We start from the raw sequence: 22438 nt of genomic DNA on the forward strand, positions 1-22438 counted from the left end.
CTCAGAAGGTGACCGTGACCTTGATCGGCAGGTGATCGCTGATGCCGCGGTTCTTGCCGATGCGGACCTTGTAGAACAGCGACTTGCTGGCGAACACATTGGCCGCGATGGCGCCCGGCTTGGTCAACTGGTACGTGGTGATCAGCGGCGCGATCAGGTCGATGACGGCCGCGTTGGCAACGGCGGTATGGCCTTTGGCGAGGATGTTGTCGTAGGCGTGCTCACGGTAGGTGGTGTATTGCGCTGCGCCCTTTTTCAGGCTGGAGCGATCCTCCCCGGCCACCAGGGTCATACCCAGGTTGTTCAAGGTAGTGCGGTCATCGTCATGGCCGGTGAGATCGCAGGCGGGCGCCAGGGTCGGGTCGGGAACGCCGCACAGGTTCAGGTCGCCCAGGTACACCACCCGCGTATTGCCGGTCACGCTGGCATGCACGCCGACCTGCTGCACACCGACATTGGCCTTGCGGTTGTTGGCATGACCGTAGCTGGGGCTGGGGGCATGCTGGGCGATCAGCTCGAACGTGGTGCCGCTGCCGGTCAGGCTGAAGGTGATGTGGAAAGGGCAGCTTTCCCGGACATTGAGGATGCGCCAGTTGGGCATTACCGCGGCCACGTTCGACAGCAGCACCGGGCCTGCGCTGATGGTCACCACGGGCGTGCGATAGAACACCAGTACCGTCTCGCCCTTGGTCTTGCTGTAGATGCACAGGGTGTCGGCGACGGCCCAGTCGGCACCGCCGGTAGCCCGCGACTGGAGCATGCCGAGGATCTGCGTGCCGCCGGTGGGGCCGCCGCCCGTGGCGATCGCACCGACCTTGGCCTTCTTGGTCACCGGTTCGATGATCACGAAGATGTCGCAGGCGGCAGCTCCGGTGGCCGGATGCACCACTTCCAGCATGCGCTCGGTACTGTCGGCCCGGCTCAGTACGCCGTTCTTGCCGGCGGCGAAGTTGAAGATGTTCCAGCTGATGATGCGTACTGCGGGCATCAGGGTTCCTCCGAGGGGTCGAGCAACTGGAAGTCTCCGTCATTGCTGGCGATTACCTGGCCGCGGCCGCTGATCAGGTTGAAACGCAGGGTGAACTGGTCGACGGCAGGCAGGGTGTCGGCCGGGATATCAATCTTGAGGCCTGCGGCAAAGCGGGGAATATCCGTGTCGCGTGCCGGGCGCAGGTTCAGGATGGGTTTGTCCTCCCGCGGTTCGAAAAAGCCTTCGCAGGGGATGTCGCCGGCCATTATCCGGATATGGGATTCATGGCTGATGCGCCGCTGCCCGCTATTGAACGGCTGGCCTACGGCAACGCGGAACAGCGAGCGGTGCCAGGTGAAGGCGTCGGATGGCCTGTTGACCGTCGGCGTGCCGCGAAAGACCAGGGCGGCGTCGGTGGTCTTGAGGCTGGTCAGGGCGATGCCGAACTGCAGGTGAAGGAACTGCGCCTCGGCCAGCGACCCATAGATCTCCGACGTAATGTCGCCACTGCGCCACGCCGCACCGCCGAGCCAGGCATCGTAGCGTTCCAGTTTCTGCAGGGGCGGGTAGGTCGCCGGCGAGTCGAGGAAAAAGTCCTCCTCGGCCCCGGCCAGCTCGGCGTTTTGTGGTGAGTCGGTTTCATGCACGTCTGCTGGATCGTAATCGAGACTGGCGCTGAGCTGCAGGTTCCAGCGCAGGATGCAGTTATCGCTGCCCAGTTCCGTGCGGTAACGTTGCCCACCGAGACCGCGACCCTCCAGGTAGCAGCGGCTGTCCCAGACCAGGGTGCCGCCGTCATCGAGTTGGCGGGTCTTGATCAACAGGGTGCAATTGCGCAGTTCCAGATCGGTGAAGCTCAAGTCGAAGGGCGTCGAACGCCAGGCACTGGCGTTCATCTGGTTGCCGATCAGCACCAGGGGCGTGCGTTTGCGCACCGCCCGTTGCAGGTTGGGGCCGAACCTGAAACCCACGTAATAGTGCGCGCCCGCCAGTACGGGAATGGTGGTCGCCGAGCCCGCGACAACCACCGACGACTCGATGAATATCGGCTCGCCAAAACTCAGGCTGTTCAGGCCGTTGTCCAGGGTCAGGGCGTTCGGGTGTTCATAGATGCCGTGCAGGGAAGGATGGTTCGTGATGTCTTTAATGACGATGCCGCACCAGGATTGCAGTCTCCAGGCCACCGTGGCGCGCTCGAACCACACGGCAGCGGACAGGGGGGAGCCATCCTCCAGGGTACCCTTGATGAATAGCGTGTTGTCGGCGACCGAGGCCAGCTCGCGCCTGACCACCATCGAGGCGTTCAGGCCGCTGGATTTCACCCGGGCCTTCACGCGCTTGATCACGTTCTTGCTGTTCATCCGCGGGATCAGCGGGTTCAGTTGTTCCTCGCCGACAAAGCTGCCGCTGGACAGGCCCAGGCGAACGCTTCTCCAGTTCTGTTCCAGCGTCCTGGTGTCGAGCCTGGGCAGCTTGGAGGTGTAGCTGCTTTCCTTGGTATTGCTGAACTGGACGTCTCCCGGTTCACACTTCCAGGGACTGGAGCTTCGCCACATCAGTGGCGAGCGCTCCAGTTCCGGGAGCAGGCCTTTCTTGCCGCTTTTGTGCGCCCCCCAGGCCTTGTCGTACCAGTCATCGACGATCGCACGCAGGGTTGGCATCAGAACCTCGCAGGCAGTCTGGGTGGTTTCGACAAGGGCATGGCAATGCTCCGGGAGTGATGCGGCATCCTGCCACTATTCACGGCCGTGTGGATAGAGGGATGCTCGACAACCCCCTTGCCCTCAGGGCAGGCACCGGCCTGCCAGGCCCTCGACCCACTGCCGCTGGAACGCTGCCACGGTCTCGACCGGCTGCTGCAACTGCACGAACTCCAGCATCGGATCGTCCACCCCGGTCCTCACGCCTGCCAGCTCCTCGATCGTCGCCAGCCCGCAGAACGGCACATAGGCCTCCGAGTAACCGCCCTCATGCACCAGCACCAGCCGCCCCTGGCACAGGCGCTCGGCGGCTTCGCGTACCAGCCGGGTCATCTCGCGGAACGAGTCGCTGTGCAGCAGCATCCGCGCCAGCGGGTCCACGGCGTTGGCGTCGTAGCCGCAGGCGACGATGATCAGTTCCGGCTCGAAACGCTCCAGCGCCGGCACCACGATGCGCTCCATCGCGTGGATATAGGCCGCATGCCCGCTGCCCGGCGGCAGGGGAATGTTGATATTCGCGCCCAGCCCGGCGCCGCGCCCGCGCTCGTCCTCGCCGCTGTAGCCGGCCGGGAAGCAGCCGTCCTGGTGCAGGGAAATGCTCAGCACGTCACCACGTTCCTCGAAGATCGACTGGGTGCCGTTGCCGTGGTGCACGTCCCAGTCGATCACTGCCACCTTGCCCAGCCCGCGCCTGGCCTTGGCCACTTCGATGGCGACGGCGATATTGGCCAGGAAGCAGAATCCCATGGCGCCGTCGGCCAGGCAGTGATGGCCCGGCGGGCGCGACAGGGAATAGGCGTTGTCCACCTCGCCAGCCAGCACCGCGTCTACCGCCGCCATCGCCAGGCCGGCGGACAGCCTGGCGATCCCGTAGCTGCCCGGCCCGATTGGCGCGTGCGGGCCCAGCTCGCCGCCACCGGCATCGCTGAGGGCCCTGAAGCGTTGCAGGTAATCCGGCGTGTGGACGCGCAGCAGATCCTCTTCGCTGGCAGGCGCCGCACCGCGCACCTGTAACCGGCGGGTCAGGCCGGAGACATCCAGCAGGCTTTTCAGGCGGCGCTTGGTTTCCGGTGACTCGGCATGTCCGGCCGCAGCCGGAGGCTGCACCCAGCCGCCTACCGGCAAGGTCAGGGCATGCAGGCCGGCGCTGTGCCAGAGGCTCAGTTCGTCGAAGAAAAAGGCAGTGTTTCGGCTCATGATGATTCCGTTTTTTCCAGGTGAAGGGAGGGCTCAGGCGCCGCGACGGCAACCGAGGATCAGCAGCAGGGAGGTGAAGGTCAGGACGGCGGCGCCGATCAGCAGCGGCTGGTAGCTGCCGCTGCTTTCGATCAGGCGCCCGGCAATGGCCGGGCCGATTGCCAGGCCGGCGCCGATCACCAGGTTGGACGCGTTCATCAGGCGGCCGGAGCGGTCGAGGTCGGCCAGGCAGGCGAGCACCAGCGGCAGGATGAAGGTCCAGGTGAACTTGAACACCAGTGCCGCCAGCGCCAGCCGCGCCAGAGCCGGTTGGCCGAGGAGCAGCAGCACCGAACCGACCATCAGCCCGTAGCCGGCCAGCAACAGCAGGCCACGCGGCAGGCGCTCGCCGATCAGCGAGGCGCAACCGGCACCGACGATGCCCATCAGGGTGGCGATGGCCAGCACTTCGCCGCTGATTTCGGCGCCGATCCCGGCGGCGGCGCCGATCGCGCCGATGAAGGTCCACACGCCGCTGAGGCTGATGTAGAAGGTAAGGATGCCGAGGATCCCCAGGACGATCTTGCCTTTGTTCGCCGAGGGCGCTGCGTCGGGGCCCGTTGGTGCGGCCGGCGCACCTTGCGGGAAGCAACGCGCCAGTGGCAGGAACAGCGCCATCAGTATCGCCAGCGACAGGTAGCAGGCGGCCAGCCCGTAGTGCCCGAACAGGCGCGGCAGCAGGCTCAGGCCGATCGCCCCGACCACCAACTGACCCATGACCCACAGGCCGTAGACCCGGCTCGGATTGCTGGTGGACGCTGCGCTCGACAGGCACACGATCATCAGCGAGCCGCCGGCCAAAGCGCTGCAAAAGCGCAGGGCCAGCAGCGTGGAGTAATCGATGGCGTAGATCGACAGCAGGTTGGCAGAAATGAAAGCGAGGCCGGCGAGCAGGGCGACCCGTCGCCAGTCGGCGTGCTTGAGCCACCAGAAGGCGGGAAGGGTGGCCAGGCTCATGGCCCCCAGTTCGGCGGAAAACAGATCGCCGATCCGTGACGGGCTCAGGTTCCACTGGGTGGCCAGTTGCGCGGCCACCGCCGGCGCGGTCATGAGGACGGTCGGGGTGATCGCGGCGAACAGGACGATGGCCGCCAGCAGGGCCAGGTGCGACGAAGCGGTTGCGGATCCAGCGGACAGGGGCTTGCTGCTCATGGGCATCTCCGCGTCAGAACACATGGACCAGGCGCAGCAAGGCGTCGGTCCCGTGGTAGCCGTTGTCGGTGGCGACGTTCTGCGACAGGCTGAACATCAACTGGTTTTGCCGGTCCAGCCAGTGGCCGAGCTCGAAGCCCACCTGGGTGTAGCGCTTGTGGGTGTCGTCGATGCGCTGGCCGTCGATCTTCAGTTCACCGCCGTCGGCATGGATCAGGCGCAGGGCGCCGTAGGTGGCGGGCGTGAAGTCGTAGGAGGCGAAGGCTTGCAGACGATACAGCGGGTCCTGCTTGAGGTCGCTGCCGAAGTAGTCGTCGTTCTTGCCGTAGAGCTGGGCTTCGAGGTTGGCTTCCAGCACCCACTTCTCGCCGATGCCCCGGGTGTAGTTGTAAACGAAGGTGGTGCCCCAGCGATTGGCACCGGGCGAGACGTCCGGATTCTGCCCGTGGTATTCGCCGACCGGCAGGGTGACCAGGGTCAGCAGGCCGCTGTAGGTACGGCTGGCCGGGTCGTTGATGAAAAACAGCGTGCCGCCCACCTGCGGGTCACCGAAGCCGCTTTCCCCGGTATGCCGGCTCGCGCCGGGCAGGCGCGCATCGATGTCGGCGAAGGGCACGATGAACTGCGGGGTACACAGGGTGCCGCAAAGGTCGCTGAAGAACACCTGGCGGTAGGCCACGGCATTGACCTTCAGCTCGGCCTTGCCGGTGCTATCGGCCGGGCCGTGGAAGTCGCCGGCACGGGTGGCCGGCAGGTACAGCACGCCGAGGCTGGTGCCGGAAGGCGCGCCGAAAAAATCCCGGGCGTTGAGGTCGGCGGCCTGGGCATGCAGGCTCGACAGGGCGCCGGCCAGGGCCAGCGTGCGGATCAAGGGAGCGGTCATGGTCGTGGTGTCTCTTCTTCTGTGGTTGGCAAATCGCAGGCAAAGCCGGGCCGTCACCGGCGCTAGGCGTCGGCGGGCGGTCAGGGTCGATCAGGGGCCGGGGTCAGTCGGGCGGGGTATGCAGCAACTGGGCGATGCGGGTCTTATCGTTGACCCCGAGCTTGTGATAGATAGCGCGGATATGGTGGCGCACGGTATTGGGTGCCATGCCCAGGTCGCGGGCGATTTCCTTGTAGGTCTTGCCCTCGCCGAAGCCCAGGGCGACATCCTGTTCCCGCGGGCTCAACTGGGCCAGGGCACCGCGGGGGCGGGCGGCGAGGAGAAACAGGTCACCTACCGCCGAGGCTTCGATCTGCAGGTGCTTGCCCTCATGCCCGCGGCCGTCCACGGCCATCGGCAGCAGCGGGCCGCTCCACTGCGGCCACTCACCCAGCAGCAGATCGACGAATCCACGCTCGGCACACTGCAAGGTGCCGCGCTGGTCGCACACCGCCAGCGCCAGGTTGCGCGACGGGCTGAGGGACTCGCGCTTGGTCACCAGGGTACGGATCTGGTTGGCCGACACCGCCGCGACCAGGTGCAGCATGGCGTTATCGAGGATCAGCCGGTCCTGTTCGGTGAAGCGCGGCGCGCCGGGTGCGCGGTACAGGGCCAGGTGATCGCTCAGCAGGGTTCGCGGATCGACATGCACCACGCACAGCAGCTCGCCGATACCGTAGGCCTGCCCCAGCCAGTTGAGGCCGGGGCCGTTATCGGGATCGCGCATGTCGATGATCACCGACTGCCCGGGATGGGCGTGGACCCGGCCGACCGTGACGTCGATATGGCGGATGGACTGCCAGTCCGGCAGGTAGCTGGCGGGCAGCCCATGCAGGTAGGAGCTGTGTTCTTCCGGCAAGCCGTCGATCAACGCGGCGCGGCCCCACCACGCGCTGGCGAAGGGCAGCACCTGGCCGACGCAGTCCAGGGCCGGGCGGTGGAAGTTCGCGAGGTCCTGGTTCTGCGCCAGGCGCTGGAGCTCCAGGGTCATGCTGCTGAAGGCCTGCAACAGGCGGGCGGGACTGTATTCGTGCCGGGACATGGGCAACTACCTCTGTGCGACTGTTGTTATTGGTTTCGTCAGGGGTCTTGGGGTGGCCGGAGGGGGCAGGGCCTGGATCGAGTTTCGCGGTAAAGGGTGGTGGATCACTATCCTACAGATGCAGGAGGGGTGGAGGCTTGTCGGTGGCTGACCTGACATTTTTATCAGGTGTGCCATGGGCGCTGCGGCGTTACAGTCAGGCTCGTCTTCAGCGAGGCCTGCCCATGTCCGCCGCTGTCCATGCCCTTACCCCGGTGTTGCATGCGGTCGACCCGCGCGGGCTGGTCGTGCGCCAGGTGGACTATTGCCGCGATACGGCGCAGGCAGCGGCCGAGACCCGGGTTCAGCGCCAGGGCTTCGGTGCTGTTGGGCATCACCTTGCCAGCTGGGACCCGCGGCTCTGGGCAAGCAACGGGCCGGCGAACCGCCTTGGCGCGCATGGCCTCAGTGGCCGTGAACTGAGTAGCGACAGGGTCGACAGCGGTTTTCGTTGCACCCTGTTCGGTGAGGCCGGGCAACCGGTGTGGAGCGAGGATGGTCAGGGTAATCACCGCGAGTTCGAGTACGACGGGCTGTTGCGTGTGCTGGCGATCCACGAACAGTCCTCGAGTCATCCGCGTACCTGCAGCGAGCGCCGTGACTATGCGGGTGCCGATCCTGCGCTGGCGCCGCACAATGCTTGTGGCCGTCTGCTGCGCCGCGACGATACAGCGGGTAGCCGGCGCTATCCGGCATATGCCCTGTGCGGCGCGGTGGCCTTCGAAACCTGGCGCTTCCTGGGCGAGGCGCATTGGCCGGACTGGCCACTGGAACCCGAAGCGAGGGATGCCTTGCTCGAAACCGAATCGGCATCGACCCTCTGGCGTCATACCGCTCTCGGCGAGGTGCGGGAACAGATCGATGCCTCCGGCAACCGTCAGTACACAGGCCTTGACCTGCTCGGGCGGCTGCGCAACTTGCAGGTATGGTCGAACGGTCAGGAGCAGCCGCGCGTGCTGGTTCAGGCCTTGCGCTACGACGCTGCAGGGCATGTGGTCGAGGAGTTGCTCGGCAATGGCGTGCGGATCGGCCGCGAGCATCGTCCCGAGGACGGGCGCCTGACCCGCCTGCACAGCAGTCATGCCAGTGGCCGGCTTGTGCAAGACCTGCATTACCTCTGCGACCCGGCAGGCAATGTGCTGTCCATCGAGGACCGTGCCCAGCCCGTGCGCCATTTCGCCAACCAGCGTGTCGAGGCGCGCTGCGAGTACCGTCACGACAGCCTGGGGCAACTGATCGAAGCCCGTGGGCAGGAGGCCGGTGCCGTCCGCCGTGGCCCCGGCGCGCTGGATGATCCGGCGGCAGTCAGCAACTACCGACAAACCTACGAATACGACGCCGGCGGCAATCTCTTGCGCCTGGTGCATGTCGGTGCCCAGGCGCATGGTCGGGTCCTGGTGGCTGCGGCGGGGAGCAATCGCTGCCTGGCGGCGGTGGATGAACGGCCACCCGCGGAGGATGACTACCTCGCGGCATACGATCGCAACGGCAACCCTCGACAGTTGCAGGCCGGGCAAACGGTGGAGTGGGATCTGCGCAATCGACTGTCCAGCGTCAGCCCGGTGCGGCGCGACGAGGGGCTGGATGATTGCGAGCGCTATGTCTATGACGGCGAGGGACAGCGGCGGCGTAAAAGGCGCCTGCAGCAAGCCGGCGCCCGCACCTTGCTCGGCGAAGTGCGCTATCTGCCTGGTCTGGAGCGACACCGGCGCAGTGCCGGAGGCGAGCACTACGAGGTGCTGGTGGTGCAGGCCGGCACCTGCGCCATCCGCCTGCTGCACTGGCTGGACGGGCGGCCCGACGCCGTGCCGCAGGACCAGTGTCGCTATGCCCTGGGCGATCATCTGGGCTCCTGCCAGCTGGAACTGGACGACGAGGCCGGGTTGATCAGCCAGGAGACCTATTACCCCTTCGGCGAAACGGCCTGGTCGGCGGCGCGCAACGAGGTCGAGGCCAGTTACCGGACCCTGCGATATTCCGGCAAGGAGCGCGATGCCAGCGGGTTGTATTACTACGGTGCGCGTTATTACCGGGCGGACTGGCAACGCTGGTTGAACCCGGATCCGGCGGGGGAGGTGGATGGTCTGAACCTGTATCGGATGGTGGGGAACGCGCCGGTGAATCGGCGGGATGCCGATGGATATCGGGGGTTCGATGTGCTGGACGAGGCGGAAAGCGAGCTGATTGACGGCGGCGACCATTTGCTCGCCTCGGGGTTGGATAACTTTCCGATGGACATGCAGGGCGCCGTGAGGCGTAGCTTCCAGATCGCCAGGGGCATGCTGAAGGACACCGTCGACGCCTTGGGGCGCAGGCCCGACGAGCAGCTTAACGAGGCACTCTACTCAACCTTCGGCATCACCGATTTTCGCCTGACCGCCGCCAAGCGCCTGTTCCTCGCGCAGCTGCAAGGGGTTTTCCAGGCGGCCCATGATGGCCTGTTGCAATTGGAACATGGGCAAAGCTGGCGACTGATGCTGAGCGAGCCGCAGGACCTGCAGCATGTCGGCGCCACACGGCAGTCGCAGGGCCGGGGTGCGAGGCTGGAGCTGGCCGCCCGCCACCTGCGTGGCAATCTCTTCGACAGTGCGGTGACCTCCATGCATGAAGAATTTCACGTCCTTACCACCGACCTGTTCTTCACCAGTCCGGAGGATATGGTGACCGACTACTGGTACAGCGTATCGCCGCTCAGCGAGGTGCGGAGCATCCCGGCGCTGGTGGATGAACTGCATGCCACCTCCCAGGGCGAGGTCGCCCTCGGGCCTGACGAGGCGGACATGAACGAGCAGAACAGCTTGCTATATAGCCGGCTGATCAAGCGCGAGGCTGCCAGGTTCGGCTTGCGCGAGCCGCTTGATGCCAACCAGCGCAGGGACTACTTCACCACGCATGCGGGCATTCGTCAGGCGGTGGTCATGAGGAATGCCGACTCGCTCGCGGGGTTTGTGCTGATGACGCAACGTCTTCCGCATCGGTGAGAGGTTTCACGGGGGCGTCCTAAGGTCAGAGTCATGCGACAACCACTCCATCGCTGCCAGTCGCTTGATGGTTTCCCCTAGCACCCGGCAACCCTTATCGGGAAAGCCCCTACGCCACTAAAGGTTGTGTCCTGGAAGGCGATTCATTGAGTCAAATGCGCTTTCGGTGGTCATACGACTGACCCCGGACATGCCTGACCCATTCGTTTCTGGAATTCGTCCATGCCAACCGTTTCGCGGACTTTTGCCAACGCCCTGATCTCCGCGCTGGGAGGCGTCCAGCCAGCCGTTCGCGAGCTGTGCCAGCGCCTGGCCGAACCCTTGCTGGACCCGTCCGCGCCTGCCTTCATACCCTTGGCCAGCCTCGACGCTGTGTTCGACCAGGCCAGCCTGCTCGGCGGCGATCCGGGGATCGGCCTGCGTGCGTTCGAGCATGCTCACCCGGCCCACCTCGGGCCACTTGGCTACGCGGTGATGTCCAGCCGGACTATCAAGAGCGTGCTGGTGAGCCTGGCCGAGCATCACCATCTGGTGGGCACCGGTTTCTGCCTGTTCGTCGAAGAGCGCAGCGACGGTGTGCGCCTGGTCGGCGTGCCCACCGGAACCGGCCAGCGCGAACTGTCGCGGGTGTTCATCGACGCGGTGGCGGCGATCACCGTCGGCCTGCTGTGCTGGCTGGTGCCGGGGCGGACAATCCGTCCATTGCGCGCAGAGCTGAGCTATCCGCCGTGCACCGTCAGCGCCGATGCAAGGCGGGTCTACGGTGAGCATATCCAGCACGGCGCGGCGCAGAATGCCCTGCTGTTCAGCCATGCCGATGCCGCGCTGCCGGTGGCCAGCCACGATCCGGCGCTGCATGCAGTACATAGCGACTATTTGGCACGCTGGCAGGCGCAGATGGGCGGCGATCGCCTCAGCCTGAAGGTCCGCGCGGTCATCAGCGAGCAACTGGGCCAGGGGCGTCCGGTAACCCTGGCCCGGGTCGCCGAGGTGCTGGCCATGAGTGGCCCGCGCCTGAGTCGCAACCTGGAAGGCGAGGGGCACAGCTTCGTGCGTTTGCTCGACGAGGTGAGGCTGCGCGACAGCCATCGGCTATTGCGCAACAGCACCCTGAGCTTCAAGCAGATTGCCTACCAGGTCGGTTTTCGCCATCAGAGCGCTTTCAACAAGGCGTGCGAGCGCTGGTTCGGCATGGGGCCGGGACGCTATCGCGAGCAGCTCTGAAGGCTTTCGTTTATCCGCGCAGGCTTTTTGTTTATCCCGGCAGCGCGGACCACGGCAACCCGGGAAAAAAGCCGCCACACTTGATACGCACACGTTTGCGCAGCCGTTGAGGGACCTTCTGCCCGCATGCCACCAGCCACCGTTTCATTTCGCTACTGCCTGATCCTTGTGGTCATCCTGTTGCTGGAGCCGCTCCTGGGGCTGTTCGCGGCTCTCGGCGCCTGTGCTGGCGTCCTCCTGCTGGACCTGTGCCTGCGCCAGCGCGCACATCTGGCCCGCTGTCAGGAGCAGGCGCGGGCGCTGCGCGAGGGCATGCGGGTGCTGCAGGGGGAAGCCAGCGACAGCCTGGGGCTGATGCGCAAGGACCTGGCGCACCTGGGCCAATTGGCGAACCAGGTCGTTGCCTTGAGCAACGAGTGTGACGCGGCCCTGCAACAACAGCAGCGCAAGTTCGATCTGGCGTTGACCGCCTTTGCCCGGATCAAGGTCGAGGGTCGGCAGTTGCTGGAGGATGCCCGTCAGGTCGGCAGTGAATCACGCCAATCGATGAAGTTGGCACTGGAAGGCCAGGCGGGGCTCAGTGCCACCCTGATGGCGTTGCGCAGTGTCGACCGGACGGCGCTGGCAGCCCGGACCGACCTGGGCAACGAGGTGCGCCTGCTGGCACGCCAGGGGCGCGACCAGACCTACGACGCCAACCTGGCCCTTGCCGGGATAAGCGCCGCCTCGAGCAGTATCGAAGAGCGCGGCATGTCCATTGCGGTAGCCTGCGAAGCACAGGAGCGTGGTATGCAGGACCTCGACGAAGCGCTGGCCGAAGTCCAGCGCCTGGGGTTCACCTCGGGCTGGCGCTCGCGCCAGGCTCGTGCCGCCAGCGAGGCGTTGCTGCAGGAAGCCGCACGGCTGGACGCGCGACTGCGGGATTGCCCGTGGATGCATGAGATTCAACAGGATGACGGAGGCGAGGATGCTGCTGTTCAAGGCCCTGATGGGGCATTACCACGCGCTGATCAAATCCCTGGCCCGGGAGTGATCTGATCTGGAGTGTGTGGTGGTCTCTCAGGCCTCATCGCTGGCAAGCCAGCTCCCACAGGTCCGGCGGTGCACGTGGTCACTGTGGGAGCTGGCTTGCCAGCGATGAGGCCTGAAAGAACAGCCCAGGACCTGTCAGGCAATCACCCCCTGTCCCACAGGGTTACTGCAAACCTTGAGATTTGCACGAAAACCTGTGGGAGCTGGCTTGCCAGCGATGAGGCCCGAAAGAGCAGCACAAGCCCCATCAGGCAATCACCCCCATATATTCCCGCGCCAAGCCCAGGTACTCCTCGGCCCTGCTGTACCGCGCCACCAGTTCGCCGGGCCTGAGCTCGGCGCCGGCATCCGGCCCGCGTTGCGCTCGCAGGGTGTCGTAAGTGGCCTTGATCGCCGCGAAACAGGCCGCATGCCCGTCCACCACGATCCGCACGCCGAGTCCGGTCAGGCGTTGTTCGTCCCAGGCCTGTTGGCTGCCATAGGTCACCAGCATCAGGGGCACCCGCAATCCTTCGGCGATTGCTTCCAGTTGCTCGAAGTCCCTCACCCCGATCAGGCAGATTCCGTCTGCCCCGGCCTCCTGATAGGCCCGGGTGCGCTGGATAACCTGCGACAAGGATTGCACCCCGGCATGGGTCCGGGCGATGAGTGCCAGGCTGCGGTCCTGCCGCGCCCGCTGCGCGGCGCGCAGTTTGCCGACGGCTTCCTCGACACTGATCAGCTCCGACAGCGGCTCTTCGAAGCGCGCCGGCAGCAGGGTGTCCTCAAGGGTCAGGGCGGCGACCCCGGCCCGTTCCAGCTCAGCGACACAGCGCATCACATTGAGCGCATTGCCGTAGCCATGGTCGGCATCGGCGATCACCGGCAGGCGCGACACCCGGCCGATGCGGGTGGCCTGCTCGACGAACTCGCTCAAGGTCAGCAGGGCGATGTCCGGCGCGCCCAGCACCTGCAACGAGGCCACCGAGCCACCGAGGATGCCGACCTCGAAGCCAAGGTCGGCGGCGATGCGCGCGGAAAGGGGGTCGAACACCGAAGCGGTACGCTGGCAGGCCGGGCGGGCGAGCAGGCCACGGAAGGTCTCGCGCAGTGCGTGATGACTGGCTGGATACATGGCGATATCTCGTTGTTCTGTAAAGAAGGGAACGGCCGACCGGTGCTGCGTGGGCACCGGTCGGTCGTGGTCTTACTTGATGAAACGCACCTGCGCGTTGATCTTCTCGATCACCGAGCCCTTGCGTTCGTTGAAGCGCTTCTTGTTCTGTTCGAACAGGTTGTTGCCCTTGGTATCGATGGAAATGATCAGCGGGCCGAACTCGCGCACGCGGTTGACCCACAGGGTCTCGGGCATGCCCAGGTCCTGCCATTCGGCACGTTCGATCTCTTCCACCTTGGTGGCCGCGAGCACCGCGCAACCACCGGGGAACACCGCATGCACTGCCTTGTTCTCCAGGCAGCCGGTGGTGGTTTCCGGGCCCATGCCGCCCTTGCCGACGATCAGCTTGACGCCGGTCTGCTCGATGAATTCCTTCTCGAACTTCTCCATGCGCATGCTGGTGGTCGGGCCGATGGAGACCATCTCGAAACTGCCATCGTCCTTCTTCTTGACGATGGGGCCGGCGTGGAAGATCGCGCCACCGCGCAGGTCCACCGGCAGTTCGCGGCCCAGTTCGATCAGGCGCCGGTGCGCGACGTCGCGGCAAGTCACCAGTTGGCCGGTGAGGTAGACCACGTCGCCCACGTTGAGCTCGGCCAGGTCTTCGTCTTTGATCGGGGTGCTGAGGATCTTTTTCACAGAACTACACCTTCATGGGAAAGGATGTCGTAGGACAGGTCGGCGTTGATGCGGATCTTGCCGCGGCGGTGGGCCCAGCAGCCGGTGGACACGGCAACACCGATGGTCGAAGGGTGACGGGCCGAGGACTCGATGTTCACCCCCATCACGCTGCTGTTGCCGGTCAGGCCCTGGGGGCCGATGCCGATTTCGTTCAGGCCTTCTTCCAGCAGCTTTTCCATCAGCGCCGCGCTTTCGTTCGGGTGGCTGGAGTCCACTTCACGCAGGATCGCTTTCTTCGACAGGCGCGCGGCGGTTTCGACCGAGGTCGAGACACCTACGCCGACCAGCAACGGCGGACAGGCATTGACGCCGCGGGAGGTGATCACGTCGAAGACGAACTCGGTCACCCCTTCGTAGCCCTGGCCGGGCATCAGCACCTTGGCCGAGCCGGGCAGGGTGCAGCCGCCACCGGCCATGTACACGTCGACGATGGCGTAGTCGGCATCCGGGATGATTTCCCAGTCCAGCCACGGGATCTTCGAGCCGGTATTGGTCCCGGTGTTCTTCTCGACGAAGGTCTCCACGGCGTTGTGGCGCAGCGGGCCCTGGATGGTCGCCTCCTTCGTGGCGTTCTCCAGGATGCTCTCCATCTCGCCCAGCAGCGGGAAGCGCGCTCCGGCCGAGACGAAGTACTGGATCACCCCGGTGTCCTGGCAGCTCGGGCGGTTGAGCTTGTCGGCATAGTCCTGGTTCTCGGCCATGGAGTCGTACACGGCGATGGCCAGGGGGTTGGTTTCCGCCGCGCGCAGCTTGGCGGTCTTGGCCTTGACGTCCCTGGGCAGGCGCTTGCCGATGTAGGCGGTGAATTTCGCCAGGGTATCGGTGAGCGACTGGACGGCTTCTTCTCTTTCCACGGTTTATCTCCTTACAGCATCACAAGGCGGGTGGGGTCGGGTGCAGGTCATGCACCGCTGGCGGTGGTCGCCGGTGTCACGGTCTGGTTGTTGTGCAGCGCGGGGGCTGCCTCTGCACGGTGTGATTCGGCTTCGGGCTGGCCGTCGAGGACGCGGTTGAGCTTGGCGCTGTCCAGCGCGCCGACCCATTTGGCGATGGCCAGGGTGCCGACGGCGTTGCCGATGGTGTTGGTGATGGCGCGGGCTTCGGACATGAAGCGGTCCACCCCGAGCAGCAGGACCATGCCGGCCACCGGGATGCTGCCCAGCGAGGCCAGGGTCGCGGCCAGGGTGATAAAACCGGAGCCGGTCACCCCGGCCGAACCCTTGGAGGTGAGCAGCAGCACGCCGAGGACGATGAGCTGGTCGGTCAGGCTCAGCGGTGTGTTGGTGGCCTGGGCGATGAAGATTGCCGCCATGGTGTAGTAGATGCACTGGCCATCGGGGTTGAAGGTCAGCCCGGACGGAATCACCAGGCCCACCACCGGCTTGGATACCCCGGCTTTTTCCAGCTTGCCCATCAGTTGCGGTACCACCGATTCCGAGGAACTGGTGCCGAGCACGGTGAACAGTTCTTCCTTCAGGTATTTCAGGAACTTCCACAGGCTGAAGCCGGACAGGCGCGCCACGAACCCAAGAACGATGACGACAAAGAGGAAGCAGGTGATGTACATGGTCGCCATCAGCTTGCCGAGGGACACGATCGAGCCCAGGCCGTACTTGCCGACGGTGAAGGCCATGGCGCCGCAGGCCGCCAGCGGGGCGACACGCATGACCATGCCGACGATGTGGAACATGCCGTGGGAGAAGCTTTCCAGCACGTCCACCACCGGTTTGCCGCGCTCGCCCAGATGGGCCAGGGCGATGCCCAGCAGGGTCGAGAACAGCAGGATCGGCAGGATCTCGTTCTTGGCGAAGGCGTCGGTGACGCTGGCCGGGATGATATGCAGGAGGAAGTCGGTGAAGCTGCCGGAGCCGGCCGCTGCCGCCGAGGTGTAGCTGGCGATGCTCTTGGTATCCAGGGTCGCCGGGTCGACGTTCATGCCCACGCCGGGCTGCGCCAGGTTGACCACCACAAGGCCCAGCACCAGGGCGAAGGTGGACAGCACTTCGAAGTAGATCAGGGCGCGGGCGCCGACCCGGCCCAGTTCCTTCATGTTTTCCATTTTGGCGATGCCGAGCACCACCGTGGCGAAGATGATCGGCGCGAAGACCATCTTGATCAGTTTTATGAAGGCGTCGCCCAAGGGCTTGAGATCGACGCCGACTTCGGGCCAGAACACCCCGAGGGCGATACCGATGCTGACGCCGATCAGGACCTGCACATATAACTTGCCTAGAACTTTCATGGCCGTTTTTCTCCGCTTTATTGTTGTGAGTCGGATTTTTTCTTGTCGGCCGGGCTTGTCGCGCCGCTGCGACCAGGCAAGTCGCAGCGGCGGGATAGCCCAGGTTTCGTGTGGGTAATCACGGGAGGGAAAGTTAAAGGTTTTTCTGAAACGTGGTAATACAATGAATTTCACTTCATTGTTTACCTGAGGTTACTAATGAGTCCGGTCTCGGAATTGGCCTTCTTTATCCAGCTGGTGCGCCTTGGCAGCCTGGCGGCGACGGCCAGGGAGCTGAACCTGACCCCGCCGGCGGTTTCCAAGCGCCTGGCCCAGCTGGAGCAGCGCCTGGGCGTGCGTCTGCTCAACCGCACCACGCGCAGCATCAGCCTCACCGCCGAGGGCGAGCTGTACCTGGTCAACGCCCAGCGCATCGTGGGCGAGATCGAGGAAATGGAGCGCCAGGTCTCCAGCAGCCGGGCCGAGCCCAAGGGCCTGTTGCGGGTCAATGCGCCGCTGGGCTTCGGGCGCACGCACGTGGGGCCGGCGATTTCTTCCTTCGTCCAGCGGCATCCGGAAGTGGAGGTGCAATTGCAGCTTACCGACCGTCCGATCAACCTTCCGGACGATGCCATCGATGTGGCAATCCGCTTCGGCGACCTGCCGGACTCGCGCTTGATCGCGCGCAAGATCGCCAGCAACCGTCGGCGCCTGTGTGCCGCGCCGGCCTACCTGGCGCGCTGCGGCACCCCTGAAACCCCCAGGGACCTGGCCAACCACCACTGCATCGTGCTGCGCCAGAACGACGCCGCCTTCGGCAGTTGGCGCCTGAGTCGGGGCAAGCAGGCGGAATCGGTCAAGGTGCGCGGCGGGCTCAGCACCAATGATGGCGAAGTCGCCTTGAACTGGGCGCTGGAGGGGCATGGGATCCTGATGCGGGCCGAGTGGAACCTGGCGCGCTACCTGCGTTCCGGTGAGCTGGTGGAGGTGCTGGGCGACTACGAGACACCACCTGCCGATATCTATGCGGTGTACCTGGAGCGCCTGAACCTGTCGGCCAAGGTGTCGTTCTTCATCGAACACCTGCGTGCCTTCTTCGAGCGTGAAGCCTGGAAGTGAGGCCAAGGAAAAATATGGTCCGGGCAGAGGAAAAACCTCGGTCGGGGTTTTCCACGGCTAGGGTAAGGTGATGGGTAAACCTGCCAGGAGAAGTTCACGTGGCGTCCTACACCCTGCGACAACTCAAGTATTTCGTCACCACGGTGGAGGCTGGCAGCGTTGCCGAGGCCTCGCGCCAGCTGTACATCGCCCAGCCGTCGATTTCCACGGCGATCAAGAGCCTGGAAGAGAGCTTCGGCGTGCAGCTGTTCATCCGCCATCACGCCCAGGGCGTCTCGCTGACCCCCAGTGGCAAGCGCTTCTACGCCAAGACCAAGTCGCTGCTGCAGATGGCCCGGGAGTTCGAGCAGAACGCCCTGGCCGACAACGACACCGTGGCCGGGCAGATCGATATCGGCGTATTCGAAACCGTCGCGCCGTTGTACCTGCCGCGTCTGATCGCCGGGTTCCGCGAGCGTTATCCCGGCGTGGACATCCGCATGCGCGACGGCGAGCAGCAGGAGCTGGTGCAGGGGCTGACCTCGGGGGCGTTCGACCTGGCCTTCCTGTACGACCACTACCTGGACAACACCATCGAGACCGAACCGCTGATGCCGCCGCAGAAGCCCTATGTGCTGCTGCCGCAAAAGCATCGTTTCGCCAGCCAGGCCCAGGTATCACTGCGCGACCTGTGTCCGGAGCCGATGATCCTGCTGGACGTCGCGCCGAGCCGGACCTACTTCGTCAGCCTGTTCAACGACCTCGGGCTGACCCCGAACATCATCTTCAGCTCGCCATCGATCGAGATGGTGCGGGGCATGGTAGGGCAGGGTTTCGGCTTCTCGCTGCTGGTCACCCGGCCGAGCTCGGAATGCACCTATGACGGGCAGAAAGTGGTGGCGGTGGACATCGCCGAGCCGGTGGAATTGTCCGGACTGGTCACGGCCAAGCTGAAGCGGGTGCAGTTGACCCGGCCGGCGCAGTTGTTCGTGGATTTCTGTCGGGAAGAACTCTCCGGGCTTTCCTGAATCGGCTGGCCCAAAACCCTGTGGGAGCTGGCTTGCCAGCGATTTGGCCGTCGACAACAAAGATGTTGTCCAGTCGGGCCTCATCGCTGGCAAGCCAGCTCCCACAGGATGGTGCATGGTCTTGCGGTCTTGCTTACTCCGGAATCACCGCGATCACGTCGATTTCCATCAGCCATTCCGCCTGCGCCAGCCCGGCCACCACCAGGCCGGTGGAAATCGGGAATACGCCCTTCAGCCATTTGCCCACTTCCCGGTATACCGGTTCGCGGAAGCGCGGGTCGGTGATGTAGGTGGTGGTCTTGACGATATGGCTCAGGTCCGAACCCGCTTCTTCCAGCAGTTGCTTGACGTTCTTCATCGCTTGTTCGGCCTGCGCGCGCGGGTCGCCGAGGCCCACCAGGTTGCCTTCGAAATCGGTCCCCACCTGGCCCCGTACGTACACGGTATTACCGGCACGCACGGCCTGGCACAGGTCGTTGTCGAGGGTCTGGTTGGGGTAGGTGGCTCTGGTGTTGAACATGCGGATGCGGGTATGGGTTGGCATCAGTTGACTCCTTCGAGAGCAGCGTTTTCAGACGATTCGGTAGCGGCGGCGGACTGGCGCTGGGCCTTGTCGCGGTAGGCCAGGTAGGTGCGCTGGGTGGCGATGTGCCCGGCCACGTGCTTGGCGTCGTGCCACACGCCCCAGATGAACGAGGAGCCACGGCGCGACAGCCATGGCAGCCCCAGGAAGTAAACGCCGGGCTCGCTGGACACGCCGCGCTGGTGCCTGGGTTTGCCGTTGGCATCGAAGGCATCCACCGCCAGCCAGCTGAAGTCCAGGCCGTAGCCGGTGGCCCAGATCACGCTGGTGACGCCGGCCTTGGCCAGGTCCAGTTCGAGGATCGGCCGGGTCATGCATTCAGGGTCGGGCAAGCGCATGCGGGCCTGCGGTTCTTCCGGCAGGTCGAGGCCGTTGCGTTCGATGTAGGCGTCGGCAGCGTCCAGCAGCGCCAGGTAGTTCTCATCGCCGAGACGGATGTTGTCCACCAGGTTGTCCTGGAAGCGCACGACCCCATCCTGGAACGACTGGGTCAGGCCGACCAGGGTCATGCCCTGGTGGGCAAGGGCGCGGAAGTCCACGGTATGGCCGCCGCGGGCGCCGCTGACGGCGATGGTCACGTGCTCGCGACCGGGCTTCATGATTTCCGCGTCCCACTCGCCGAGCACACCCAGCCACCAGCAGAAATCGCGGTTGCGGTAGGCGCGCGGCGGACGGTCGTGGGCCCCCACCGAGAGATAGACCTTGCGCCCGGCACGCATCAGTTCGTCGGCGATCTGCACACCGGAAGAGCCGGCGCCCACCACCAGCACCGCGCCCTCGGGCAACTGCTGCGGATTGAAGTAGGCGGCGGAGTGGATCTGGTGCAGCGCCGGATCCTTCGGCGCGATGGCCGGGATCACCGGGCGCTGGAACGGGCCGGTCGCGGCAACCACGCGGGCAGCATGCAGCGTGCCTTCGCTGGTTTCGATGGTAAAGCCCGGGCGATCGGCTTTGCGGGTGACCTTTTTCACCTGGACGCCGGTGCGGATCGGCAGGTCGTACTTGCGCACGTAGGCTTCGAAGTAATCGGCGACCTGGTCCTTGCCGGCGAAGGCGTCGGCGTCGAGGTCGAATTCCAGGCCGGGGAAGCGGTCGTGCCAGACCGGGCCGTTGGCCACCAGCGAATCCCAGCGGCCGGTGCGCCACGCTTCGGCGATGCGATTGCGCTCCAGCACCAGGTGCGGCACGCCGAGCTTGCTCAGGTGTTCGCTCATGGCCACCCCGGCCTGTCCGGCGCCAACCACCAGGGTATCGATTTCAAGGTTGTTCAAAGTCATGCCCATTGCCCTTTCTCCAGGCGTTGTGTTCGGGGACGGTCGGAGAACCGCCGTTGCCTGGGGCCAGACTAGGGAAGCGCAGGAAAAGGCGAAAATAGTTAATAACTGGGGGTTGGCGATAAAAAGCCGAGGGTGGGTGCCCTGGCGGGGCCAGGCCAGTTTTTTCCTTCCCCCAAGCCATAAATCCGCGAATTTCCCGCTCCACTGCGGCCAGCCACAATGCTCTCTGAACCAGACCTTCAAGGAGCCCCTGCATGACCTTCTCCATCATTGGCCGCTGCCCCGAAACCGGCCAGGTCGGCATCGCCATCAGTTCCTCCAGCATCGCCGTCGGCGCCCGCTGCCCCTGGGTGCGTGCCGGCGTCGGCGCGGTGTCGACGCAGAACATCACCCTGCCAGCCCTGGGCCCGCAGATCCTCGATCTGCTCGAGCGTGAGCAGAGCGCGCCTGCCGATGCCCTGGAGCGAGCGCTCGGCGCCAACGGTTGGAGCCAGCACCGCCAGGTCACGGTGATCGACAGCCAGGGCCGGGTCGCGCTGTTCACCGGCAGCGAAGCCTTGGGCGTGCACCATGCCGTGGCCGGCGAGCAGTGCGCGGCGGCGGGCAACCTGCTTTCCGGGCGCCACGTGATCGAAGCCATGGTCAGCGCCTTCGAACAGGCCGACGGCCAGCTTCCCGAGCGCCTGCTGGCCGCGATGCACGCCGCCATGGCCGCCGGTGGCGAGGCCGGCCCGGTGCACTCGGCGGCGCTGAAGGTGGCAGGGGAACTGACCTGGCCGCTGGTGGACCTGCGCGTGGACTGGGCCGACGAAGACCCCATCGGCCAGCTCGATGCCCTGTGGCAGGCCTACCGCCCGCAGATGCAGGACTACGTGACCCGCGCCCTCGACCCCACCGCCGCGCCGAGCTACGGAGTGCCGGGCGATGAATGACGCGAACAGCCGTGGCCTGCTGGCGCGCTTGATCGCCTTCCCGACGGTCAGCCGCGACTCCAACCTGGAACTGATCGCCTTTATCCGCGACTACCTGGCCAGTCATGGCGTGGACAGCGAGCTGTTTCTCAACGACGAGGGCACCAAGGCCAATCTGTTCGCCACCATCGGCCCTCGGGACCGTGGCGGCGTGGTGCTGTCCGGGCATACCGACGTGGTGCCGGTGGACGGCCAGGCGTGGACGGTCGAGCCCTTTGTCATGAGCGAGCGCGACGGCCGCCTGTATGGCCGCGGCGCTGCCGACATGAAGGGCTTCATCGCCTGCGTGCTGGCGGCGGTCCCGGCCTTCGTCGCCGCGCCGCTGCGCACCCCGGTGCACCTGGCGTTTTCCTATGACGAAGAAGTCGGCTGCCTCGGCGTGCGTTCGATGCTCGCCGCCCTGGAGCAGCGCCCGCACAAGCCGGTGCTGTGCCTGATCGGCGAGCCCACCGAGCTCAAGCCGGTCCTCGGCCACAAGGGCAAGCTGGCCATTCGTTGCCAGGTGCATGGCGCGGCCTGCCATTCGGCCTACGCACCCTTTGGCGTGAACGCCATCGAATATGCGGCGCGCCTGATCGGCAAGCTCGGCGAGATCGGCGAACGCCTGGCCGCTCCCGAACTGCACGACGAACGCTTCGATCCGCCGTTCTCCACGGTGCAGACCGGCGTGATCAAGGGTGGCCGGGCGCTGAATATCGTCCCGGCGGAATGCGAGTTCGATTTCGAGGTACGGGCCTTGCCGGGCTTCGATGCGCAGGTGGTAGCGGATGAACTGGAGCGTTTTGCCGAGGCGGAACTGGTACCGAAGATGCAGGCGGTAGAGCCCGCTACCGGTGTCAGCCTGCGACCGCTGAGCGCCTATCCGGGGCTGGCCACCGCGCCTGATAGCGAGGCGGCCAGGCTGCTGGCGATGCTCAGCGGTTCCGACGGGTTCGGCACCGTGGCTTTCGGTACCGAGGGCGGGCTTTTCGAGCAGGCAGGGATTCCCACCGTGGTGTGCGGGCCGGGTAGCATGGACCAGGGACACAAGCCGGATGAGTTCGTCAGCCTGAAGCAATTGCGCGGGTGTGACGAGATGCTGGGGAGGTTGCTGGTTTACTTGCGGGGGTGAGCTGCCGAATGCCG

Annotated in this window: 19 protein-coding genes; 7 read left to right on the forward strand and 12 right to left on the reverse strand. The window is 65.4% G+C overall.

Annotated elements, in window-relative coordinates:
- Window position 1 precedes the first annotated feature (1 nt).
- The 6 genes from N7650_RS05840 to N7650_RS05865 form a co-directional block, all read right to left on the reverse strand.
- Window positions 2-988, reverse strand: coding sequence for a hypothetical protein (locus N7650_RS05840; protein ID WP_009407272.1), 987 nt, complete (start codon window positions 986-988; stop codon window positions 2-4).
- Complete coding sequence (locus tag N7650_RS05845; protein ID WP_279897355.1) at window positions 988-2631, reverse strand: hypothetical protein; 1644 nt, start codon at window positions 2629-2631, stop codon at window positions 988-990. Before N7650_RS05845 ends, N7650_RS05840 begins: the two co-directional genes overlap by 1 nt.
- A gap of 123 nt (window positions 2632-2754) precedes the next feature.
- Window positions 2755-3867, reverse strand: a complete 1113-nt coding sequence (locus N7650_RS05850) for a class II histone deacetylase (protein WP_009407268.1) — start codon at window positions 3865-3867, stop codon at window positions 2755-2757.
- 33 nt (window positions 3868-3900) lie between these two features.
- A complete protein-coding gene (locus tag N7650_RS05855; RefSeq protein ID WP_279897356.1) occupies window positions 3901-5058 on the reverse strand; it encodes an MFS transporter in 1158 nt (385 codons plus the stop codon).
- A 13-nt stretch (window positions 5059-5071) separates the two neighbouring features.
- Window positions 5072-5941 carry a transporter gene (locus N7650_RS05860; RefSeq protein WP_279897357.1) on the reverse strand — a complete coding sequence of 290 codons (870 nt, stop codon included), beginning with the start codon at window positions 5939-5941 and terminating at the stop codon, window positions 5072-5074.
- 103 nt (window positions 5942-6044) lie between these two features.
- Window positions 6045-7022 carry a helix-turn-helix transcriptional regulator gene (locus N7650_RS05865; protein WP_279897358.1) on the reverse strand — a complete coding sequence of 326 codons (978 nt, stop codon included), beginning with the start codon at window positions 7020-7022 and terminating at the stop codon, window positions 6045-6047.
- Between the two features lie 224 nt (window positions 7023-7246).
- Between N7650_RS05865 and N7650_RS05870 the strand changes: the two genes are divergently transcribed.
- The 3 genes from N7650_RS05870 to N7650_RS05880 all read left to right on the forward strand — a co-directional run bounded on the left by N7650_RS05870 (window position 7247) and on the right by N7650_RS05880 (window position 12304).
- Window positions 7247-10042, forward strand: coding sequence for an RHS repeat-associated core domain-containing protein (locus N7650_RS05870; protein ID WP_009407264.1), 2796 nt, complete (start codon window positions 7247-7249; stop codon window positions 10040-10042).
- A 222-nt stretch (window positions 10043-10264) separates the two neighbouring features.
- On the forward strand, window positions 10265-11266 hold the full coding sequence (locus N7650_RS05875) for an AraC family transcriptional regulator (protein WP_009407262.1): 1002 nt from the start codon (window positions 10265-10267) through the stop codon (window positions 11264-11266).
- A gap of 126 nt (window positions 11267-11392) precedes the next feature.
- A complete protein-coding gene (locus tag N7650_RS05880) occupies window positions 11393-12304 on the forward strand; it encodes a hypothetical protein (protein ID WP_279897360.1) in 912 nt (303 codons plus the stop codon).
- A 241-nt stretch (window positions 12305-12545) separates the two neighbouring features.
- On the opposite strand, the gene N7650_RS05885 is transcribed toward N7650_RS05880, so the two are convergent.
- The 4 genes from N7650_RS05885 to N7650_RS05900 all read right to left on the reverse strand — a co-directional run bounded on the left by N7650_RS05885 (window position 12546) and on the right by N7650_RS05900 (window position 16377).
- Entirely contained in the window at window positions 12546-13412 is an 867-nt protein-coding gene (locus N7650_RS05885) for an isocitrate lyase/phosphoenolpyruvate mutase family protein (protein WP_009407258.1), read from the reverse strand.
- A gap of 72 nt (window positions 13413-13484) precedes the next feature.
- Complete coding sequence (ttdB, locus tag N7650_RS05890) at window positions 13485-14093, reverse strand: L(+)-tartrate dehydratase subunit beta (RefSeq protein ID WP_009407255.1); 609 nt, start codon at window positions 14091-14093, stop codon at window positions 13485-13487.
- Window positions 14090-14989, reverse strand: coding sequence for a L(+)-tartrate dehydratase subunit alpha (ttdA, locus tag N7650_RS05895; protein WP_009407248.1), 900 nt, complete (start codon window positions 14987-14989; stop codon window positions 14090-14092). Before ttdA ends, ttdB begins: the two co-directional genes overlap by 4 nt.
- A gap of 47 nt (window positions 14990-15036) precedes the next feature.
- Entirely contained in the window at window positions 15037-16377 is a 1341-nt protein-coding gene (locus tag N7650_RS05900) for a dicarboxylate/amino acid:cation symporter (protein ID WP_279897362.1), read from the reverse strand.
- A 198-nt stretch (window positions 16378-16575) separates the two neighbouring features.
- Here N7650_RS05900 and N7650_RS05905 point away from each other — a divergent pair, with 198 nt between their 5' ends.
- On the forward strand, window positions 16576-17475 hold the full coding sequence (locus tag N7650_RS05905) for a LysR family transcriptional regulator (RefSeq protein ID WP_279897363.1): 900 nt from the start codon (window positions 16576-16578) through the stop codon (window positions 17473-17475).
- A 98-nt stretch (window positions 17476-17573) separates the two neighbouring features.
- Entirely contained in the window at window positions 17574-18482 is a 909-nt protein-coding gene (locus N7650_RS05910; protein ID WP_279897364.1) for a LysR family transcriptional regulator, read from the forward strand.
- A 133-nt stretch (window positions 18483-18615) separates the two neighbouring features.
- Here N7650_RS05910 and N7650_RS05915 read toward each other — a convergent pair whose 3' ends face one another.
- Together N7650_RS05915 and N7650_RS05920 are read right to left on the reverse strand one after the other, a co-directional pair.
- Window positions 18616-19026: a RidA family protein gene (locus N7650_RS05915; RefSeq protein WP_009407237.1), complete on the reverse strand. Its 411-nt coding sequence runs from the start codon at window positions 19024-19026 to the stop codon at window positions 18616-18618.
- Window positions 19026-20342, reverse strand: a complete 1317-nt coding sequence (locus N7650_RS05920; RefSeq protein WP_037062268.1) for an NAD(P)/FAD-dependent oxidoreductase — start codon at window positions 20340-20342, stop codon at window positions 19026-19028. Before N7650_RS05920 ends, N7650_RS05915 begins: the two co-directional genes overlap by 1 nt.
- Before the next feature lie 254 nt (window positions 20343-20596).
- Here N7650_RS05920 and N7650_RS05925 point away from each other — a divergent pair, with 254 nt between their 5' ends.
- On the forward strand, window positions 20597-21274 hold the full coding sequence (locus N7650_RS05925; RefSeq protein ID WP_009407233.1) for a DUF1028 domain-containing protein: 678 nt from the start codon (window positions 20597-20599) through the stop codon (window positions 21272-21274).
- Complete coding sequence (gene argE / locus N7650_RS05930; RefSeq protein ID WP_279897368.1) at window positions 21267-22424, forward strand: acetylornithine deacetylase; 1158 nt, start codon at window positions 21267-21269, stop codon at window positions 22422-22424. The genes N7650_RS05925 and argE overlap by 8 nt, the downstream gene beginning before the upstream one ends.
- Window positions 22425-22438: the final 14 nt, after the last annotated feature.

Source organism: Pseudomonas sp. GD04058, from assembly GCF_029836855.1.
Taxonomy (GTDB): Bacteria; Pseudomonadota; Gammaproteobacteria; order Pseudomonadales; family Pseudomonadaceae; genus Aquipseudomonas; species Aquipseudomonas bharatica.

Coding starts and splice junctions, on each gene's coding strand:
- N7650_RS05900 (WP_279897362.1), bottom strand. CDS start 16,377: ATGAAAGTTCTAGGCAAGTTATATGTGCAGGTCCTGATCGGCGTCAGC.
- N7650_RS05855 (WP_279897356.1), bottom strand. CDS start 5,058: ATGAGCAGCAAGCCCCTGTCCGCTGGATCCGCAACCGCTTCGTCGCAC.
- N7650_RS05845 (WP_279897355.1), bottom strand. CDS start 2,631: ATGCCAACCCTGCGTGCGATCGTCGATGACTGGTACGACAAGGCCTGG.
- N7650_RS05920 (WP_037062268.1), bottom strand. CDS start 20,342: ATGACTTTGAACAACCTTGAAATCGATACCCTGGTGGTTGGCGCCGGA.
- N7650_RS05860 (WP_279897357.1), bottom strand. CDS start 5,941: ATGACCGCTCCCTTGATCCGCACGCTGGCCCTGGCCGGCGCCCTGTCG.
- N7650_RS05885 (WP_009407258.1), bottom strand. CDS start 13,412: ATGTATCCAGCCAGTCATCACGCACTGCGCGAGACCTTCCGTGGCCTG.
- N7650_RS05880 (WP_279897360.1), top strand. CDS start 11,393: ATGCCACCAGCCACCGTTTCATTTCGCTACTGCCTGATCCTTGTGGTC.
- N7650_RS05865 (WP_279897358.1), bottom strand. CDS start 7,022: ATGTCCCGGCACGAATACAGTCCCGCCCGCCTGTTGCAGGCCTTCAGC.
- N7650_RS05840 (WP_009407272.1), bottom strand. CDS start 988: ATGCCCGCAGTACGCATCATCAGCTGGAACATCTTCAACTTCGCCGCC.
- N7650_RS05870 (WP_009407264.1), top strand. CDS start 7,247: ATGTCCGCCGCTGTCCATGCCCTTACCCCGGTGTTGCATGCGGTCGAC.
- N7650_RS05925 (WP_009407233.1), top strand. CDS start 20,597: ATGACCTTCTCCATCATTGGCCGCTGCCCCGAAACCGGCCAGGTCGGC.
- N7650_RS05915 (WP_009407237.1), bottom strand. CDS start 19,026: ATGCCAACCCATACCCGCATCCGCATGTTCAACACCAGAGCCACCTAC.
- argE (WP_279897368.1), top strand. CDS start 21,267: ATGAATGACGCGAACAGCCGTGGCCTGCTGGCGCGCTTGATCGCCTTC.
- N7650_RS05905 (WP_279897363.1), top strand. CDS start 16,576: ATGAGTCCGGTCTCGGAATTGGCCTTCTTTATCCAGCTGGTGCGCCTT.
- N7650_RS05850 (WP_009407268.1), bottom strand. CDS start 3,867: ATGAGCCGAAACACTGCCTTTTTCTTCGACGAACTGAGCCTCTGGCAC.
- N7650_RS05875 (WP_009407262.1), top strand. CDS start 10,265: ATGCCAACCGTTTCGCGGACTTTTGCCAACGCCCTGATCTCCGCGCTG.